This is a genomic window from Microbacterium sp. T2.11-28 (assembly GCF_950097975.1).
Lineage (GTDB): Bacteria > Actinomycetota > Actinomycetes > Actinomycetales > Microbacteriaceae > Microbacterium.
Genome location: NZ_CATNHF010000023.1, coordinates 189580 through 206854 on the forward strand (window position 1 = coordinate 189580; position 17275 = coordinate 206854).

Annotated in this window: 17 protein-coding genes and 1 riboswitch; of the genes, 14 read left to right on the forward strand and 3 right to left on the reverse strand. The window is 74.4% G+C overall.

Annotated features, from left to right (window positions below):
• Positions 1 to 254: 254 nt before the first annotated feature.
• From QQZ13_RS10505 to QQZ13_RS10540, 8 genes are all read left to right on the forward strand, one after another.
• Positions 255 to 749, forward strand: coding sequence for a hypothetical protein (locus tag QQZ13_RS10505; RefSeq protein ID WP_284529012.1), 495 nt, complete (start codon positions 255 to 257; stop codon positions 747 to 749).
• Positions 746 to 2335 carry a hypothetical protein gene (locus QQZ13_RS10510; protein WP_284529013.1) on the forward strand — a complete coding sequence of 530 codons (1590 nt, stop codon included), beginning with the start codon at positions 746 to 748 and terminating at the stop codon, positions 2333 to 2335. The genes QQZ13_RS10505 and QQZ13_RS10510 overlap by 4 nt, the downstream gene beginning before the upstream one ends.
• On the forward strand, positions 2328 to 3239 hold the full coding sequence (locus tag QQZ13_RS10515) for a hypothetical protein (protein WP_284529014.1): 912 nt from the start codon (positions 2328 to 2330) through the stop codon (positions 3237 to 3239). Before QQZ13_RS10510 ends, QQZ13_RS10515 begins: the two co-directional genes overlap by 8 nt.
• Entirely contained in the window at positions 3236 to 3856 is a 621-nt protein-coding gene (locus tag QQZ13_RS10520) for an ATP-binding cassette domain-containing protein (RefSeq protein ID WP_284529015.1), read from the forward strand. The genes QQZ13_RS10515 and QQZ13_RS10520 overlap by 4 nt, the downstream gene beginning before the upstream one ends.
• Positions 3853 to 5061, forward strand: a complete 1209-nt coding sequence (locus tag QQZ13_RS10525) for an FtsX-like permease family protein (RefSeq protein ID WP_284529016.1) — start codon at positions 3853 to 3855, stop codon at positions 5059 to 5061. Before QQZ13_RS10520 ends, QQZ13_RS10525 begins: the two co-directional genes overlap by 4 nt.
• 63 nt (positions 5062 to 5124) lie before the next feature.
• The gene (locus tag QQZ13_RS10530; protein ID WP_284529017.1) at positions 5125 to 6204 is read left to right on the forward strand and encodes an enoyl-CoA hydratase/isomerase family protein; all 1080 of its coding nucleotides are present in this window, start codon (positions 5125 to 5127) and stop codon (positions 6202 to 6204) included.
• 3 nt (positions 6205 to 6207) lie between these two features.
• Positions 6208 to 7164: a DnaJ domain-containing protein gene (locus tag QQZ13_RS10535; protein ID WP_284529018.1), complete on the forward strand. Its 957-nt coding sequence runs from the start codon at positions 6208 to 6210 to the stop codon at positions 7162 to 7164.
• A 156-nt stretch (positions 7165 to 7320) separates the two neighbouring features.
• Entirely contained in the window at positions 7321 to 8916 is a 1596-nt protein-coding gene (locus QQZ13_RS10540; RefSeq protein WP_284529019.1) for an SLC13 family permease, read from the forward strand.
• A 42-nt stretch (positions 8917 to 8958) separates the two neighbouring features.
• Here QQZ13_RS10540 and QQZ13_RS10545 read toward each other — a convergent pair whose 3' ends face one another.
• Positions 8959 to 10506, reverse strand: a complete 1548-nt coding sequence (locus QQZ13_RS10545; protein ID WP_284529020.1) for a D-alanyl-D-alanine carboxypeptidase family protein — start codon at positions 10504 to 10506, stop codon at positions 8959 to 8961.
• 39 nt (positions 10507 to 10545) lie between these two features.
• Positions 10546 to 10655: riboswitch (TPP riboswitch) on the forward strand.
• Here QQZ13_RS10545 and QQZ13_RS10550 point away from each other — a divergent pair.
• The 3 genes from QQZ13_RS10550 (at position 10648) to QQZ13_RS10560 (ending at position 13551) form a co-directional block, all read left to right on the forward strand.
• Entirely contained in the window at positions 10648 to 11277 is a 630-nt protein-coding gene (locus tag QQZ13_RS10550) for an ECF transporter S component (protein WP_284529021.1), read from the forward strand. Its footprint overlaps the riboswitch before it by 8 nt.
• Before the next feature lie 7 nt (positions 11278 to 11284).
• Positions 11285 to 12766, forward strand: a complete 1482-nt coding sequence (locus tag QQZ13_RS10555) for an ABC transporter ATP-binding protein (RefSeq protein ID WP_284529022.1) — start codon at positions 11285 to 11287, stop codon at positions 12764 to 12766.
• On the forward strand, positions 12763 to 13551 hold the full coding sequence (locus tag QQZ13_RS10560; protein ID WP_284529023.1) for an energy-coupling factor transporter transmembrane protein EcfT: 789 nt from the start codon (positions 12763 to 12765) through the stop codon (positions 13549 to 13551). Before QQZ13_RS10555 ends, QQZ13_RS10560 begins: the two co-directional genes overlap by 4 nt.
• A gap of 43 nt (positions 13552 to 13594) precedes the next feature.
• Here the strand turns inward: QQZ13_RS10560 and QQZ13_RS10565 are convergent, their stop codons facing one another.
• Both QQZ13_RS10565 and QQZ13_RS10570 read right to left on the reverse strand, forming a co-directional pair.
• Positions 13595 to 14002 (reverse strand): MmcQ/YjbR family DNA-binding protein, encoded by a 408-nt coding sequence (locus tag QQZ13_RS10565; protein WP_284529024.1) that lies wholly within the window; start codon positions 14000 to 14002, stop codon positions 13595 to 13597.
• Positions 14003 to 14025: 23 nt separating this feature from the next.
• The gene (locus QQZ13_RS10570) at positions 14026 to 14751 is read right to left on the reverse strand and encodes an aminoglycoside 3'-phosphotransferase (RefSeq protein ID WP_284529025.1); all 726 of its coding nucleotides are present in this window, start codon (positions 14749 to 14751) and stop codon (positions 14026 to 14028) included.
• Positions 14752 to 14857: 106 nt separating this feature from the next.
• Here QQZ13_RS10570 and QQZ13_RS10575 point away from each other — a divergent pair, with 106 nt between their 5' ends.
• From QQZ13_RS10575 to QQZ13_RS10585, 3 genes are read left to right on the forward strand one after another with little or no spacing between them, the layout of a single operon-like run.
• A complete protein-coding gene (locus QQZ13_RS10575) occupies positions 14858 to 15619 on the forward strand; it encodes an SDR family NAD(P)-dependent oxidoreductase (RefSeq protein ID WP_284529026.1) in 762 nt (253 codons plus the stop codon).
• A gap of 11 nt (positions 15620 to 15630) precedes the next feature.
• Complete coding sequence (locus QQZ13_RS10580; protein ID WP_284529028.1) at positions 15631 to 16407, forward strand: enoyl-CoA hydratase/isomerase family protein; 777 nt, start codon at positions 15631 to 15633, stop codon at positions 16405 to 16407.
• Positions 16404 to 17267 (forward strand): NAD(P)-dependent oxidoreductase, encoded by an 864-nt coding sequence (locus QQZ13_RS10585; RefSeq protein WP_284529029.1) that lies wholly within the window; start codon positions 16404 to 16406, stop codon positions 17265 to 17267. Before QQZ13_RS10580 ends, QQZ13_RS10585 begins: the two co-directional genes overlap by 4 nt.
• Positions 17268 to 17275 lie beyond the last annotated feature (8 nt).

Sequence of the window (17275 nt, forward strand, 5' to 3'; positions counted from 1 at the left end):
ACGGAGGTGCGCGGCTCCGACGCGGAACATCGCGACGCGGTGCACGGCTCGACGTCGTCTGCGCACCGGTCCCGGCACGCCCGTGCGCACGATGGGGGTCATGCACCCTGTGGAGAACTCGCACGGGCGCGCTCGGTCCGCACTACTTTGAGCAGTGTTCATTAATGAGCGCGTGTGAAGGCGCCGGTCTCGAACGGGGCCGGCCGCACCGCTCCCGCGAAAGCGCCGCGGCGCTGCAGAGGATGGAGTGAGACATGGTCGGGAATCGGTCGTCGAAGTCGACGTCATGGAAGAAGGCGCTCGCCGGGGTGCTGATGGCCGCCGCGCTGGCCGCGACGACGGCGCTGCCGGCCTCGGCGGTGAGCTCCTCCTCGTCGTCCAAGCTGCCGAACACCGGGGCGGTGATCCAGGCCAACGTCTGGCTCTGCAACACCTGGACCACGTCGTGCGGCTTCCAGACGTCCGCCAAGGCGCTGAAGTCCGGGTCGGCCTACAAGGTCTCGAAGATCCGCAACACGGCCGACTTCAACGCCTGGGGGGTCGGCACCGTCACTGTCGGCGGAGTGACGGTCGCCGGCACGAGCGGCACGGCCCGCAACCTCGTGTGGACCAACTACAACACCTGGATCTCCGACCACTCCGGTTCCGCGTCCGCCACCTGGTCGATCGTGGCGCTGGGGCTCTGCTCGGGGGCGTACGCCGAGGTGGCCGGGGTGCGGGCGAGCTCGAGCGCCTGCGTCGGGGTGTGAGAGCCCGAGCCGGTGCGCTGTGCGCCGGCCTCGTCGTGATCGCAGGTGCGCTCAGCGCATGCGCGCCCGCGGCGGGGCCCGCCCGGACAGCCTCTCTGGCGGAGCTCGACGCGTACCGCGGCGGCAACGGACTGCTGTCGAACGTCGCTGTGGCGGCGTTCGACGCGGCGACGGTCGCCGACACCGCCTACGCCGTGCGCATCGACCGGCTGACTCCGAGTGACCTCCGGGACCGGCGCCGGACGGACGATGACGACGCGCCCTCGCTCGCTCGCTGGCGGCAGCTGTGGCGGGACGATGCCGACGACCCGCTGTGGAAGGCGCATGCGGTGTGCTCGGCGCTCGGGCCCGCCGCAGCGCGCGCCGTGATCGACGCAGAGGCCGCCGCGATCGTCGCCGACGCGCGGGCGAAGGGCGCCGGACTCGCGCGGATCGACGAGGCGGCCGTCTCACTCGACGTCCTCGCCGCCGTCCACGTCGCGTGGTGCCTGGCGGACGACGACCTGCTCGACGGCCGGAGGGTGTCCGTCGAGCGGATCCTCGCCGCCGTGTCGTCCAACGCCGCGCTCGCGCTCCAGTGGGTCGACGTCCTGACGGACATGGACCGGTCGCCGGCCCGCATCGAGGTGGCCAGCGCCTACCTCGCCGGCGGCGCGCCGGAGGAGTGCGACGACCGCACCTCCCTCGAGGCCGCCGCCGCGCTCCTCCTCACGCCGTCCGCGGCGATGGGGGCGCTCGAGCGCTGCGCGATCGACGACGCGCTCGACAGCGACGACCCCCAGGTGCTCCTCTCCGCGCTGCGCGTGGCGGCGCGCGACGAATCCGGGCGGCGTGCCGATGCGGTCCGGGCGATCACGACGGTCGTCGCCGAGCGTCGTGCCGCGGACGGCACCCACCGTCGTCCGGCGCAGGTCTCGGGCTCGCTCAACGGCACGCTCGCGGGGCTGCGTCTCCTGACCGCCGGCGAGCGCGCCCTCGGCGATGCTGAGGCCGCCGAGGTGCTGGACCTCATGACGCGCGAGGCCCGTGCCGCATCCGGAGACGCGCTGCTCGTCCTCGCGGCCTGCGCGACGCTGCGCAGCACGTGCGGTGCGCTCGTCGAGCCGGGACTCCGCGCCGGCGAGGCGGTCGCGGCGGGCACCCCTCTCACCGCCACGGCGCTCGACGGCCTGCTCGCCGCCCTCGCGCTCGCTCGTCCGGCAGGCCCGGAGCGCGTCGATGCGATCGTGGCCTCGCTGTCGGAACGCCCCTTCGACGGGTGCGCGCGCGTCCAGATCGCGGTGTTCCGCGAGGTCGCGACCATCGGCACCTGGCCGCCGGCGGAGCGGACCGCCGCACGTGCCGCGTTCCGCGAGGCGGCGCGAGCGGCCGACCTCACCGGCTACTGCGACCTCTCCTGGGCCGCGCGACTGGCGCCGCGCGACGCCGGCACCGCGAGCGCCGCGCTCGCCGGCGGGCAGCCGGAGGAGCCGGTCCGGGCCGGCGCCCGCGGCCTCCTGCTGTGGGGCGACGAGCCCGCCCCGCTGTCGGTCGCTGCGGCCGCCGCGGACCTCGACCTGTACGAAGGGAAACCCGACGATGACTGACCCGACCCGGCGGCCTCGCGCCCTGACCGCCGTGGCCGCCGTGACCGCGCTGTTCGCGACGATCCTCCTGGGCGGCTGCGCTCCCGCGCCCGCGTTCGACGCGTCGAGCCTCGACCGCTTCCGCAGTGAGGACGGGCTGCTCCACGACCACGACGTGCGCGGCCTCGACGGTGCCGTCCTCGCCGAGGGCGGTCTCGACGAGGGGCTCTGGACGACGGCGGCGGCGGTGAGGCTCCTGCAGACCCAGGGGATCGAGCCGCGCCTCGACGCGGACACCGCCGCCCGCATCGACCACGTCGCCGAGGCCGCCTCCGTCACGACGCACGCACCGCACCGGCTGCTCGGCGCCGCAAGGGTGTGCGCCCTGTCGTCGCGGGACTCGGGCGGGTGCCGGGCGGCGGTGTCGGCCGCCACCAGGCTGCTGGGGGAACCCGACGCCGACGTCCTCGACACCGCCGACCCGGTGAGCCTCATCGAGACGGCGTCCGATCTCGGCGTGCTCGACGGCGTCCCGGGCACGCCGCTGCACCGCGCGCTGGCGCGCGAGACCGACGACGACTGCGTCCGCAGCGCGGTGATCCGTCACCTCGTCCGGTTCGACCGCCTCGGCGAGCGCCGGACGGTCGCCGACCCGCGCGCGCTCGCCGACGCCGTGCTCGCCGCGCTGAGGCGGGGAGACGTCGACGAGGCGCTGTGCCGCTCCGGGCTCGCGGCCGCGGCCGCCGGCGCCACCCCCGAGCGCGACGAGGACTGGCTCCAGGAGCCCTTCGACGCCGCGGTCTCCGCCGGCTTCGTTCGGTCGTCCGGTGGCTGGTACCGCTCGAGAGCGAGCGGCCGCGGCGCCGTCGACGTGACCCGGATGCTGAGCCAGGTGTCCTTCGATCTGAGTGTGGAGCTGACGTGACGCCATCGTCGTGCCTCGTCCGACTGGACGACGTCCTCTTCGAGTACCCGGGCGGCCCGGGCGCGCCGGTTCTCGGCCCCTTCACCCTCGCGCTCGGCGCGGGTGAGTTCGTCGGCGTCACCGGCCCCTCCGGAGCGGGGAAGAGCACACTGCTGGGACTGATCGGAGGCCTCCTCCAGCCGACCGCGGGCGTGCGGACGTCCCGCGGGTCAGTCGCATCCGCATACGTGCTGCAGACGCACGCCGTCCATCCCTACCTCAGGGTCTGGGAGAACGTCGCGACGGCCTGGGGGCTTCCCCGCCGCGCGATGTGGGCGCGCGCCGAGCGCGTCCTCGCCGCGTTCGACCTGGGCGCCCTCGCCGATCGTCGCGGCTACGAGCTGTCGGGCGGTCAGCGCCAGCGGCTCGCGGTGGCGCGGGCGGTCGCATCGCGTGCCGATGTCATCGTCGCCGACGAGCCGACCGGCAGCCTCGACGCGGTCAACACCGCCCGCGTGCTCGACGCGCTCGAGGCGGCGACCCGCCGGGGACGCGCCGTCGTGGTCGCCACGCACGACGACCACGTGCGGCTCCGGTGCGACCGGGTCGTGGAACTCACCCCGGGAGGCACGGCATGAACGGGCAGCGACGGAGAAGCGGCGAGATCCTCGCGTGGGCGCTGCTGCGCATCCGGCGGGGCACCCAGCGCGCCGCACCGATGGTCGCCGCGCTTGCGACGACCCTGCTGGTCGCCGCGCTCGGGGGCCTCGCCTGGAACCTCCAGGCGACGATCGCCAGCGACCTCGTCGACGGCAGTCTCGCCGTCATCGACGTGGGCGCCGACGCCGCAGACGCGCGCCCGCTGACCGCCACGGCGCTCGGCGCCATCGCCGAGCTCGAGGGCGTCCGCTCCGTCGAACCGGCACTCGACGGCGCGTCGCTCTACGCGGCCGACGGGGGATGGGTGCTCCCGATCGCGGCGTTCCAGGCGTCCCAGCCGCCACCGGGCGTGACGGAGCCGCCGGGGCCGGGTGCCTTCCTGGCACCCGCCCGGGCGCAGGGCGCCGACTTCGCCGCCCGCGTGGGGGAGCAGCTCGACCTCGAGATCACCACCCGGACCGGAGCGGAGGAGGGGGCCTCGACCCCGATCGCCCTCACGCTGTCCGGCGCGTACGACCCGGCCTGGCAGGTCTACGGACCCGGAGTGGCCCTCCTGTCGTTCGAGACCGCGCTGGAGATCGTGGCCGCTCGCGAAGGCATGACGCCGGAGGGCTACCTCGAGAGCGCCGGCGTCGTCTCGGCGCTCGTCGTGGCGCGCAGCCCTGCGCAGGTGGGCCCGCTCACCGCGGAGCTCCGCGCGCTCGGTTTCGCGGCGAGCCCCCTCGCGGACCGGCTGGGGCGACTCCCCGCCGTCTTCACGCTCCTGCCCCTCGCGGCCGGCGTCGCCGCCGGGCTGGGCCTCCTCATCCTGCTGGCGTCAACGGCCACCGGCATCGCGACCATGGTGCGGGGGCAGGTGCGCGACCTCGCCCTGCTGCGCGTCAACGGCTGGAGCGTCGCCGACATCCGCCGCCTCGTCGTCGCCGAGAGCGTCCTGGCGACAGTGGGGGGAGCGCTCACCGGAGGGGTCCTCGCGGCCCTCGCGACACCTCTCGTCGCGTCCGCCGCCGCGGAACTCCTCGGCAGCGATCCGGGGATCGCCGCGCTCGCGTGGCGCCCGGCGGTCGTCTCGGTGGTCGTCGTCCTCCTGAGCGTCGGCGCGAGCGCCGTGGTCGCACGCCTGGCCGCGCGTCGCTCGCTGCGCACCGACCCGTACCTCGTGATCGGCCGGGACGGAGCGTGACGACCCCGTTCCCCCGGCGCCGCGGTCGGCCTCCGCCGGGCCGGCTCGGGTAGCGTGAGCGGAGTGAGTGAACCCGCCACGACCGCCGATCCGTCTCCCTCCCGCGTGCGGGCGCACGCCGACGGCAGCGTCGGTCATCTGACCCTCGATCGGCCCGAGGCGATCAACGCGCTCGATCTCGCGATGATCCACGAGATCGATGCAGCGCTCGACCGGTGGGAGCGCGACCCCGACATCCAGGTGGTACTGCTCGACGGTGCGGGCGAGCGCGGATTCTGCGCCGGAGGTGACGTGCGCGGCCTGCACGCGCAGATCGTCGCGGGCCGTGCCGACGAGACCGCGACCTTCTTCCGCGCGGAGTACGCGCTGAACGCACGGCTCGCCGAGTTCCCCCGCCCGATCGTCGCGATCGCGGACGGCATCACGATGGGCGGCGGGATCGGCCTCGCCGGCCACGCCGCCGTACGAGTGGTGACGGAGCGCTCGAAGCTCGCCATGCCCGAGACCCGGATCGGCTTCACCCCCGATGTCGGCGGATCCTGGCTCCTGGCCCGCGCCCCGGGCCGGACGGGCGAGTACCTCGCGCTCACGGGTGCGACGATGGACGCCGCCGACGCGATCTACGCGGGCTTCGCCGACCACCTCGTGCCGTCCGAGCGCCTCGGCGACCTCCACGACGCCCTCGTCACCCGCGCCGACCCGCACACCCCGACCGAGCTGGTGCTGCTGTTCGACGAGACCGCGCCCGCCTCGGCGCTGGAGGCGGCACGCCCGTGGATCGACGACGCGTTCTCGGCCGCCACGGTGGCGGAGATCATCGACCGGCTGCGCGAACGACCCGAGGCCGACGCGCGGGCGACGGCCGACACGCTCTCGGCGCTGGCCCCCGCGGGCTTGGCGGTCACCCTGGCCGCGGTGCGGTCGGCGCGAGGGCTTCCCGGTCTGCGGGCGGCGCTGGCGCAGGAGTACGGCTTGGTGATGTGGTTCGCGACCAGCCAGCCCGACCTCGTCGAGGGCATCCGCGCCCAGCTGATCGACAAGGACCGGTCGCCGGTGTGGAACCCGCCGACCCTCGCCGAGCTGCCGTCCGACATCGGCGCCCAGGCGCTCGCGTACCGGCCCGACGTGGCGCTCTGGAGCTGAACCGTGTTCGACAGCCCCCTGTCCGCCTCGGCGTACGAGGTCCTCGCCGTCGCGCCCGACGTCGATGAGGAAGGGCTCCGGCGCGCCTACCGCCTGCGGCTGCGCCAGACCCATCCCGACACCGGCGGCGACGCCGCACTATTCGTGCAGGTGCAGCGGGCGTGGGAGCTGATCGGCACGCCGGAGGCGCGGGCCGCCTACGACCGCGGGCACGGGTTCGGCGACGCGCCGCGGTCGTTCGCCCCGGGAGGTGCCGGCGGCGCGGGCGGCGAGGCCCCCACGTGGCGCCCGCCGTCGGCCGCAGCCGACACGCGCCCCCGCGCCCGCTCGTTCGGGCAGCCCGGAGGCTGGCGCCGCGAGCGCTACCTCACGCTGATGCGCGAGTGGGTGGGCCGCGGGGTCGCGCTCGAGAACCCCTACGATCCGGCGCTCGTGCGCACCGCCCCGCGTGAGCTGCGACGCCTCCTCGCGGACGCCCTCGCCGAGGAGGCGACCGCGCGGATCGTCGGCGATCTCGGCATGGGCTACACGGTGTGGCACGACGTGGCCGCGGACCCCCGCGAGCCCGACGCGAAGCTCGATCACATCGTGCTCGGTCCGAGCGGGCTGTACTCCGTGCTCTCGGAGGACTTCGGCGGGCCGGTGCGCACCCGTCGTGGCGAGCTGATCGGCGACGCCGTCGGCCGGGGCGCCCCCGTGGCATCCCTCGTGGCCCGCACGCGCGCGGTCGGACGCGCCGCGCGCGTGAAGTTCAGCGGTGCGCTCGTGGTGCTGCCCGACGACGACGTCACGACCGCCATCGAGGAGCTCGGCCGGGTGCGCGGGATCGCCGTCGCGGTGGTGTCGCGCTCGGCGCTGGCGACCGTGCTCCGCCGCGGCGTGCAGGGCGCCCGCGAGATCGGCGGCAACGAGCTCTTCGACGTGCGCACCCGGCTGCAGCAGACCGTCCGCTTCGTCTAGCGCCCGCGGCGGCTTCCCCCTCCGCGAGCCGACACGCTTTTGCCGAGCCGACACGCTACGCACCGCATGGAGCGTGTCGGCTCGGCGAAAACATGTCGGCTCGGCGGAACGAGGGAGGCACCGGTGGCGGGGTGCCTCAGCGCCTAGAGTCGGGGCATGGACCCGGCAGCCTGGACGTTCGTCATCCTCGGCGCCGCCGTCGTCGCCTTCGTGAGCTCGCGGATCCCGCTGGCGGTCGTCGCGCTGGGGGTCGCCGTCGCGCTGTGGGCGACCGGGGTGCTCACGCTCCCCGAGGCGCTCGCCGGCTTCGGCGACCCCACGGTGCTGTTCATCGCGAGCCTCTTCGTCGTGAGCGAGGCGCTGGATGCCACGGGGGTCACCGCATGGCTCGGCCACCAGGTCATCACCCGGGCGGGGACGGGACGTCGCACGCTCACGGTGATCGTGGTGCTGCTGGCCGCCGCGCTCTCGGCGTTCATCAGCATCAACGGCGCGGTCGCCGCCCTGTTGCCGGTCGTGGTGGTCGTCGCGGTGCGGGCGGGGATCGTGCCGTCGAAGATGCTCATCCCGCTCGCGTTCGCGGCGAGTGCGGGATCGCTCCTGACGCTCACCGGCACGCCCGTGAACATCGTCGTCTCGGATGCCGCGGCCGCCGCCGGCGGGCGGGCGTTCGGCTTCTTCGAGTTCGCACTCGTGGGCCTTCCGCTGGTCGTGCTGACCACCGTCGTGGTCGTGCTCCTCGGCGACCGGCTCCTGCCCGTCCGGGTGGCCGAGCGCCTGCTGTCGGCCGCACCCGACCCGCGCGACCACGCCCGCGTGCTGCGCTCCTCGTACGACGTCGACCTCGACACCGGGACGCTCTTCAGCGCGCGGGAGGGCGCCCTCGAAGTGCTCGTGGCTCCGCGGTCGCCGCTGATCGGCCGCACGGTGTGCGCCGGGATGACCACACGCGACGAGAACCTCGTGATCCTCGCGCTGCGCCGCGGCGAGGAGGATGGCCCCAACGCGTCCCGCGGCACCGCGGTCGCCGGCTCGCTGACCCTGCGCGCCGGAGACGCGGTGCTCGTGCAGGGACCGTGGGACGCGCTCGAGCGCTATGCCGCCTCGCCCGACGTGATCGCCGTCACGCCGCCCCAGTCGCTGCAGCGCGCGGTCCCGCTCGGAAGCGGCGCCCGACGCGCCCTCGTCATCCTCGCCCTCATGGTCGTCCTCCTCGCCACCGGAGCCGTCCCGCCGGTCGTGGCCGGGCTCCTGGCGGCGGGCGCCATCGTGCTCACCCGCGTGCTGACGGTCCCGCAGTCCTACCGCGCGATCTCGTGGACGACCGTCATCCTCATCGCGGGCATGGTGCCGCTGTCGTCGGCGTTCGTGACGACCGGTGCCGCCGGGATGATCGCGGACCGCGTGCTCGGCGTCATCGGCTCGGCGTCGCCGCATCTGGCCCTGCTCGTGCTGTGCCTGCTGACCATGGTGCTCGGCCAGTTCATCTCCAACATCGCCACCGTGCTGGTCGTGGCGCCGATCGCGGTGGCCGTGGCCGCCGAGCTGGACGCCAGCGTGCTGCCGTTCATGATGGCGATCACGGTGGCCGGGGCCGCCGCGTTCCTCACGCCGATCGCGACCCCGGTGAACCTCATGGTCATGCAGCCCGGCGGCTACCGGTTCGGCGACTACTGGCGGCTGGGGCTGCCGCTCATGGCCGTGTTCCTGGCGGTCGCGGTGCTCTACGTCCCGCTCGTCTGGCCGTTCTGACGGACGACGGCGGTCGCGACGACGACGCGCCGGAGGCGCCGGTCAGGACGACGAGCCGGCCAGGCCGAACAGCTCGAGCGGATGGGTGAAGCGCCACCAGGCGTCGGGCTCGCCGAGAGCGGCGGTGAGGGTCACGTCGGTCGACGCGGAATCGAGCGGGCCGGCGAGGGTCATGGTGCCCACGACGTCTCCCGCAGCGCGCGCGTCACCCAGCTCGAGCTCGGCCGAGCCGGTCGCGCCCGCGCCGTCCCACAGGAGCACCGACGCGTCGGCCGCCGTGACGATGCCGGCCGTCGTGCCCCAGGCGGTCGTGACGCTCCCGACGCGCGTCCCGGCGGGGATCGTCTGGCGCACCGACGCCTCGGCGGCGATCTGGTCGAGCAGCGCCGCGGTCTCGTCGGCGCGCAGCTGCTCGGTCGGCTGCCCGACGACGGCGGCGTAGACCCGCACCGTCGTGTCGCCCGCCGCGACGTCGCGCGCGGCCAGGAGGTTGTAGTGGCCGAACAGCCCGCCGGTCTTGATCCCCACGACGGTGTCGTCCGACAGCAGCGGGTTGGTGTTGTCGATCTCCCCGGCGCCCGGCAGCTCCGCGGTGCGGGTGGCGACGATCTCGGCCACGACGGGGTCGGCGAGGGCGACCTCGCCGAGGCGGACGAGCGAGGCCGCGTCGGCCGTGTTCCCGCGATCGATGCCGGTGGGCTCGACCACGGTGATCCCCTTCAGCCCGTGCGCGTCGAGCCACTCGCGCGCGGCGGCGGCGAACTCCTCGTCGGTGGGCCAGAACTCCCGCACGAGCATGTCGGCGTAGTTGCCGGCCGAGGCGATGAGCGCCCCCTGCATCAGCTGGTAGCGGGTGAGGGTCTCCCCGACGGGCACATCGATGGCGGACTCGCCCCGTCCGAGGAAGCTCCAGTAGTCGACACGGTCGGCGTACGCGATCTCGCGCGCGGGACCCTCCTCGCCCTCGGCGATCGGATCCTGGTCCTGCACCATCAGGACGGAGACCAGCTTGGTGATGCTCGCCATGGCGTCCACGTCGCCCGACGATGCCTCCACCGTCGTGACGCCGCCGATGCCGACGGCTCCCAGGCCCTCGGCGGGCCAGGAGATCTCGGTGTCCGGTGCGCGCACCGTGGGAGCCTCGGCGGGGGCGGCCGCCGGGGCCACGTTGTCGAGGGTCCACAGCTGGGTCGCCGCGGTGTAGCCGCCGACGAGGGCGAGCACGATCGCCAGGACGACGAGCGCGGGCACGACGGAGCGCCGCCGCCGCGCGGGAAGGAGGTCGGGCAGCACGGGGACGTACGGGCTCGTCGCCGCCGTCAGGTCTCCGGGTGCGCGTCGGAGGCCGACCGCGTCGTCGTCGACCCACGCGAGCGCCACCGGTCGCGCGGGAACGGCACGCTCCGCCGAGGAGGGTTCTGCCGGAACGGCCCTCGCGGCCGGGACGGGTGCGGCCGGGACGGTTTCGGCCGGAATCGGTTCGGCAGCGGCCGGGACGGCGGGGATCGGCGCCGATTCGGTGCGCGCGCGCTCCTGTGCCTGGGCGCGCATCTCGCGCCGCGACGTGGGGGGTGCGTCGGACGAACTCACGCACTCCAACGTACCCCGGCGCCGGCTGACTATACTCATCGACAGAACCACGGGAGTCCGGTGAGCCGGGCTGAGAGGAAGCGATCCACGCTTCGACCGTCGAACCTGATCCGGATCATGCCGGCGCAGGGAGGAGAACACATGCACGCGTCCGCGTCCACATCCACCGTCCGTCCCGTCGCAGGGAGTCGCTTCCGCTGGCGCGTCGTCGACATCGTCGTCGCCAGCGTCCTCGGCGTCGCCTCCGGTCTGATCTTCTGGGCGTGGGGTCTCGGCTACGTCGGCCCCAAGCTGCTGCTGGAGCCGCTCCTGCCGGGGCTCCAGGGCCTGCTCGACGGGCCCTGGCTGTTCGCCGGCGTGCTCGGCGCGCTGATCATCCGCAAGCCGGGCGCCGCGCTCTACACCGAGACGGTTGCCGCGGTGCTGTCGGCGCTCGTGGGCAACCAATGGGGCGGCTTCCTCACCATCGAGGCCGGGCTCGTCCAGGGACTGGGCGCGGAGCTCGTCTTCCTGCTCTTCCTCTACCGGGCGTGGACGCTGCCGGTCGCCGTCCTCGCCGGCGCGGGGGCGGCGCTGGCCGGAGGGATCAACAACCTGCTGCTGTGGTGGCCGGGCGCCGATCTCACCTTCATCGTCGTCTACCTCATCAGCACGATCGTCTCGGGGGCGGTGATCGCCGGCGCTCTGTCGTGGGTGCTCGCCCGAGGACTCGCGTCCACCGGCGCGCTCGACCGCTTCGCCGCGGGGCGCGAGCGACGCGAACGCGTCTGACGCGGCGATGACAGGCGGCGTCGTCGGCGCTCCCGCCGCCGTCGAGGCGCGCGGCTGGGGCTGGCGGCATGCGTCCCGGCGGGCGTGGGCGCTCTCGGGCGTGGAGTTCCGCATCGGGACGGGCGAGCGGGTGCTGCTGCTCGGAGCCTCGGGCGCGGGCAAGTCGACCCTCCTCCACGGTCTCGCGGGCGTGCTCGGCGGAGACGAGGAAGGCGAATCGGCGGGCGAACTGCTCGTCGACGGGAGCCCGGCGACCGCGTCGCGCGGCCGCGCCGGTCTCGTGCTGCAGGATCCCGACTCGCAGGTGATCCTCGCCCGCGTCGGCGACGACGTCGCCTTCGGCTGCGAGAACCTCGGTGTTCCCCGCGACGAGATCTGGCGACGGGTCGGCGCGGCGCTGGATGCCGTCGGCCTCGACGTGCCACTGGACCGGCCCACCAAGGCGCTCTCCGGCGGTCAGAAGCAGCGGCTCGCGCTCGCGGGGGCGCTCGCGATGCAGCCCGGGCTCCTGCTGCTGGACGAGCCGACGGCCAATCTCGACCCGGAGGGCGTCGTCGAGGTGCGGGAAGCGGTCGGTCGCGTGCTCGACAGGACGGGCGCGACGCTCGTCGTGGTCGAGCACCGGGTCGACGTGTGGCTGCCGCTGGTGGACCGCGTGATCGTCATCGGACCCGCCGGCGTGATCGCCGACGGCGCTCCCGGCGACGTGCTCGGCGACCGGGCCGGCAGTCGCCGGACGCAGCTCGCGGAGGCGGGCGTGTGGGTCCCCGGCATCCCGCCCGCCTCGCCTCCGCCTCCGGCGCGCGCGGCCGGAGAGATGCTGCTGTCCGCGCACGGGCTGGCCGTCGAGCGGGTGCGGGGCGTCCGCGTCGCGGACAGCATCGACCTTTCGGTCGCCGCCGGTGAGGCGCTCGCCGTCGTCGGTCCCAACGGGGCGGGCAAGTCGACGCTCGGGCTCACGATCGCCGGGCTGCTGCCGCCGGCGGCGGGCGAGCTGACCGCGACCGATCCGCTCGCCGCCGGGGCGGGCCCCTCCCCGGTCCGCTGGCGCTCCCGCGAGCTGCTCACCCGCATCGGGACCGTCTTCCAGGACCCCGAGCACCAGCTCCTGGCCCGCACCGTGCGGGAGGAGCTCGAAGTCGGCCCGCGCGCGCTCGGCCTCGACGCCGCGGCGACCGCGGCCCGTGTCGACGAGCTGCTCGACCGCCTGCGGCTGGCACCGCTCGCCCGCGCCAACCCGTACACGCTGTCGGGCGGCGAGAAGCGGCGGCTCACGGTCGCCGCCGCCCTCGCGACGGCCCCGCGCGTACTGGTGCTCGACGAGCCGACGTTCGGGCAGGACGCCCGCACGTGGGCCGAGCTCGTGGGCCTGCTCGCACGGCTCCGCGACGACGGTGCGGCGATCGTCGCGATCACCCACGACGAGGCGGTCGTCGCGGCGCTGCATGCCCGGCGGTTCGCGCTCCCTCGGCGGGAGGAGGCCTCGTGACGCTCTTCGAGTCCCGCGCGCGCACCGGTGCGGTCGCCGCGATCAACCCCGTCGCGAAGCTCGCCGCGAGCGCCCTGATCGCGGTGCCGCTGATCCTCACCCTCGACGTGGTGTCGGCCGCGGTCGCCCTCGCCCTGGAGTGCGTGCTGTTCCTCTTCGCCGGCCTCGGGTGGCGGGAGTTCTGGCTGCGGACGTGGCCGGTGTGGCTCGCGGCACCGCTGACGGCGGTCACGATCGCCCTCTACGGCGAGGCCGCCGGCGAGGTCTACGTCGAGTGGTTCGTCGTCCGGATCAGCGAGGGGTCGCTGGCGCTGGCCGGGGCGACCCTCGTCCGGGTACTGGCCGTCGCCCTCCCGTCGGTGGTGCTGTTCGTGACCGTCGATCCGACCGACCTGGCCGACGGGCTCGCCCAGATCGTCCGTCTGCCGGCCCGCTTCGTCCTCGGCGCCCTCGCGGGCCTGCGGATGGTCGGGCTCTTCCTCGACGACTGGCGGGCCCTCGAGCTCGCCCGCCGCGCCCGCGGGGTCGCCGATCGAGGACGCGTGCGCCGGTTCGTCGGCATGGCGTTCGCGCTGCTCGTGCTCTCCATCCGCCGCGGTGCGAAGCTCGCAACGGCGATGGAGGCGCGCGGGTTCGGCGCGCCCGGTGCCCGCACCTGGGCCCGCGAGTCGCGGTTCGGGGCACGCGAGTGGGCGCTCATCGCCGTCGGGGCGGCGATCTCGGCGATCGCGATCAGCGCGGCGGTGCTCGCCGGAACCTGGAACTTCATCCTCGGCCCGTCCTGACCCCGCCCTGACCCGTCCTGATCGCGCACTGTCGGCGGCCGCGTCAGCGCTCGTCGAGCAGCCGCACCTGTCGCGGCGTCGCGGTGACCCGGTACGACGCGTCGAGGAGCTCGGCGACCTCCGTCCAGTCGCTGTGCTCGGCCACGTCGAATCCCAGCCAGCCGGAGGGGCCGAGGTACGCGGGCACCCAGAAGCGCGGATCCTGTCGGAGCGCGGGCTCGTCGTCGGGGTCGGCCCGGATGATGATCGCCTGGTCGTGACGCCCCCGGTCGTCGTCGCTGCGTTCCGTCCCGCCGTAGTAGGCGAAGACGCGTCTGGTGAAGAACGCGGGTCGCCCGTGGCTGACCTTGACGTCCGCCTCGGGAAGCGCGAGGGCGAGCTCGCGCACGCGAGCGAGCACGGGATCGTCGTCGTCGAACATCCTCGGGTGGCTGCTGCCGGTATCACTCATGCGCGGTCCGTCCTCCCCGCTGCTCAGGTCGCGTTCCACAGATCGCGGTAGTAGGCGAGGCGCTCCGGGTCGGGCTCGACCCCGTACGCGGCGAGCAGGGCGTCCTCCCAGCCGGGGCCGTAGTTCCATTCGGTGCTCATCGCGGCGACGGCGATGTCGGCCCAGCGGTCGGCGACCCCGAGTGCGCCGAGGTCGACGTGAGCGAGCGGCGCGCCGCGATCGTCGAGCAGGGTGTTGGGGCAGCACGCGTCGCCGTGGCAGACCACGAGCACATCGACGGGCGGGGCTGAGCCGAGCGCGTCGGGAACCCGGATGCCGCGGGCGGCGGCCTTCGCGAGGCGCGCGGGCACCGTCCAGTCGAACGGGCACGCGTCCACGGGAAGTGCGTCGTGCAGGGCCCGCAGGCCCGCACCGACGGCGGCGACGGCGACGGCGGGCTCGGCGACCCAGCGCGGGTCGACCGCCGAGAGACCGGGCAGCGCGCGGGTCACGAGCCACTCGGAGGTCGCGTCGTGGCCGGTCTCGAGCACCTCCGGGACGACGGCGTACGGCCGGGCCCACCGCAGCCGCTCGGCCTCGCCGGCCATCGTCGTCTCGGGGTTCCGGGGTCCGTGCTTGATGTAGCGGTCGTCGTCGGAGCGATAGGTGCGCCCGCCCAGGCCATTGCGCCACACCGGCACCAGACCGGCGCCCGCGGCCAGCTCTCGCACGCGATCGGGGATGGGGACAGCCTCCGTGGGGATCGACATGGCACCCATCCTGCACTGCCGCACCCGCTCGAGGGGGCTGCTCTCTCGCGCGGGACGCAGTCCCGGCTAGACTGGGATGCGGTTTCACCCGTTCGAAGGAGAGCGCATGGACATCAGCGGGACCTCCGCCCTCATCACCGGCGGTGCGAGCGGCCTCGGCCTCGCCACGGCCCGGCGGCTGGCCGCTGCAGGCGCCCACGTCGTGATCGTCGATCTCCCCTCGTCCGCCGGCGGGGCGATCGCCGAAGAGCTCGGCGGCACGTTCGCCCCCGCCGACGTGACGGACGCCGAGCAGATTGCCGCCGCCGTCGCCGCCGCGTCGGCCGCCGGCCCACTCCGCGTCGTCGTCAACTGCGCCGGCATCGCCCCGCCGGCGAAGGTCCTCGACCGCGACGGCACGCCGACGCCGCTGGCGGACTTCGAGCGGATCGTCCGCGTCAACCTCGTCGGCACCTACAACGTCGTCGCCCAGGCGGCAGCCGCGGTCGCGGCCACCGATCCGACGGCGTCCGGCGACCGCGGCGTGATCGTGAACACCGCGTCGGTCGCCGCGTTCGACGGTCAGATCGGCCAGCCCGCCTACGCGGCCAGCAAGGGCGGGGTGCACGCGATGACGCTGCCGATCGCCCGCGAGCTGGCGCGCCACGGCATCCGCGTCTGCACGATCGCGCCGGGGATCATGGAGACGCCCATGCTCGCCGGCCTCCCGCAGGCCGCGCAGGACTCCCTGGGCCAGCAGGTGCCCTACCCGGCACGGCTCGGGCGTCCCGACGAGTACGCCGCCCTCGTGATGTCGATCGTCGACAACGGCTATCTCAACGGCGAGACCATCCGCCTCGACGGCGCGATCCGCATGGCACCCAAGTGAGCGAGGACACCGTGAGCGACTCCATCCTGTACACCCGTGACGGGGCGCTCGCGCGCCTCACGTTCAACCGGCCGGCGTCGCTGAACGCCATGGGGTTCGAGATGGGGAGGCGCTGGCGCGACCTCGCGCACGAGATCGCCGCGGACCCGTCGGTGGGTGCCGTCCTCCTGGGCGCGAACGGCCCGGCGTTCTGCGCGGGCGGCGACGTGGTCGAGATGGCGACCTCGGGGGCGACGGGGACCGACGTCACCGATGCCGCCCGCACCATCCACGACGGCATCCGCGCACTGGTCTCCTCCGACAAGCCGATCGTCGCCGCCGTCCGCGGCGCCGTCGCCGGCGGCGGGCTCGGCCTCATGCTCACCGCGGACTACATCGTGGCGTCGCCGGACGCCAAGTTCGTGAGCAAGTACGCGAACATCGGGCTCACGCCCGACCTCGGCGTCTCGACCCTGCTGCCGGCCGCGATCGGACAGCGTCGCGCGCTGCGCCTGCTCCTGCAGGACCTGACGATCGATGCCGGCACCGCGCAGGAGTGGGGCCTGGTCACCGAGGTGGCAGCCGACCCGGACGCCCGTGCCGAGGAGGTGGCGCGCTTCTGGCTGTCGGGGGCGACCGCGGCGTTCGGGCAGGCCAAGCGCCTCGTGCGCGCGGGCGCCGGGCGCGACTTCGCCGAGAACCTCGACGACGAGGCGCGTTCGATCGGCACCCGTTTCGACACCGACGAGTCCCGGGTGCGCGTGGCGGCGTTCGCCGCGGCATCCCGCACCCCCAAGGAGAACCGATGAGCAGCGGCACCCCGAGCAGCACCCCGACCGGCGGATCCCTCGCCGGCAAGACGATCCTCATGTCGGGCGGCAGCCGCGGCATCGGCCTGGCGATCGCACTGCGCGCGGCGCGCGACGGCGCCAACATCGCCCTGCTGGCCAAGACCGACACGCCTCACCCGAAGCTCGAGGGGACCGTCCACACGGCCGCCGAGCAGATCCGCGCCGCCGGCGGCCAGGCGCTCCCGATCGTCGGCGACGTCCGCAACGACGACGACATCACCGAGGCGGTGCTGAAGACCCAGGGCGAGTTCGGCGGGATCGACGTCGTCGTCAACAACGCCTCGGTCATCGATCTGTCCGGCACGCTCGAGCTGGCCGCCAAGAAGTACGACCTCATGCAGGACGTCAACGTGCGGGGCACCTTCCTGCTGTCGCGCGCGGCGCTGCCGATCCTCAAGGATGCCGAGAACCCCCACATCCTTTCGCTCTCGCCGCCGCTGAACACCACCCCGCGCTGGCTGGGCGCGCACACCGGCTATTCGCTCGCGAAGTTCGGGATGACGATGGCGACCCTCGGCATCGCCGCGGAGTTCGCGAAGGACGGCATCGCCGCCAACACGCTGTGGCCCGAGACGACGATCGCCACCGCCGCCGTGCAGTTCGCCCTCGGCGGCGACCGGATGATGAAGGTCAGCCGCACCCCTGAGATCTATGCGGACGCCGCCTACGAAGTGCTGCGCCGGCCGTCGCGCGAGTACACCGGTCAGACGCTGATCGTCGAGGACGTGCTGCGGGATGCCGGTGTCACCGACTTCTCCGGCTACGCCGCGACGCCCGGCACCCCCGACTCGGAGCTGTTCCCCGACATCTTCCTCTGACCGCGCGG

Coding starts and splice junctions, on each gene's coding strand:
- QQZ13_RS10505 (WP_284529012.1), top strand. CDS start 255: ATGGTCGGGAATCGGTCGTCGAAGTCGACGTCATGGAAGAAGGCGCTC.
- QQZ13_RS10515 (WP_284529014.1), top strand. CDS start 2,328: ATGACTGACCCGACCCGGCGGCCTCGCGCCCTGACCGCCGTGGCCGCC.
- QQZ13_RS10525 (WP_284529016.1), top strand. CDS start 3,853: ATGAACGGGCAGCGACGGAGAAGCGGCGAGATCCTCGCGTGGGCGCTG.
- QQZ13_RS10540 (WP_284529019.1), top strand. CDS start 7,321: ATGGACCCGGCAGCCTGGACGTTCGTCATCCTCGGCGCCGCCGTCGTC.
- QQZ13_RS10550 (WP_284529021.1), top strand. CDS start 10,648: ATGCACGCGTCCGCGTCCACATCCACCGTCCGTCCCGTCGCAGGGAGT.
- QQZ13_RS10555 (WP_284529022.1), top strand. CDS start 11,285: ATGACAGGCGGCGTCGTCGGCGCTCCCGCCGCCGTCGAGGCGCGCGGC.
- QQZ13_RS10565 (WP_284529024.1), bottom strand. CDS start 14,002: ATGAGTGATACCGGCAGCAGCCACCCGAGGATGTTCGACGACGACGAT.
- QQZ13_RS10570 (WP_284529025.1), bottom strand. CDS start 14,751: ATGTCGATCCCCACGGAGGCTGTCCCCATCCCCGATCGCGTGCGAGAG.
- QQZ13_RS10575 (WP_284529026.1), top strand. CDS start 14,858: ATGGACATCAGCGGGACCTCCGCCCTCATCACCGGCGGTGCGAGCGGC.
- QQZ13_RS10585 (WP_284529029.1), top strand. CDS start 16,404: ATGAGCAGCGGCACCCCGAGCAGCACCCCGACCGGCGGATCCCTCGCC.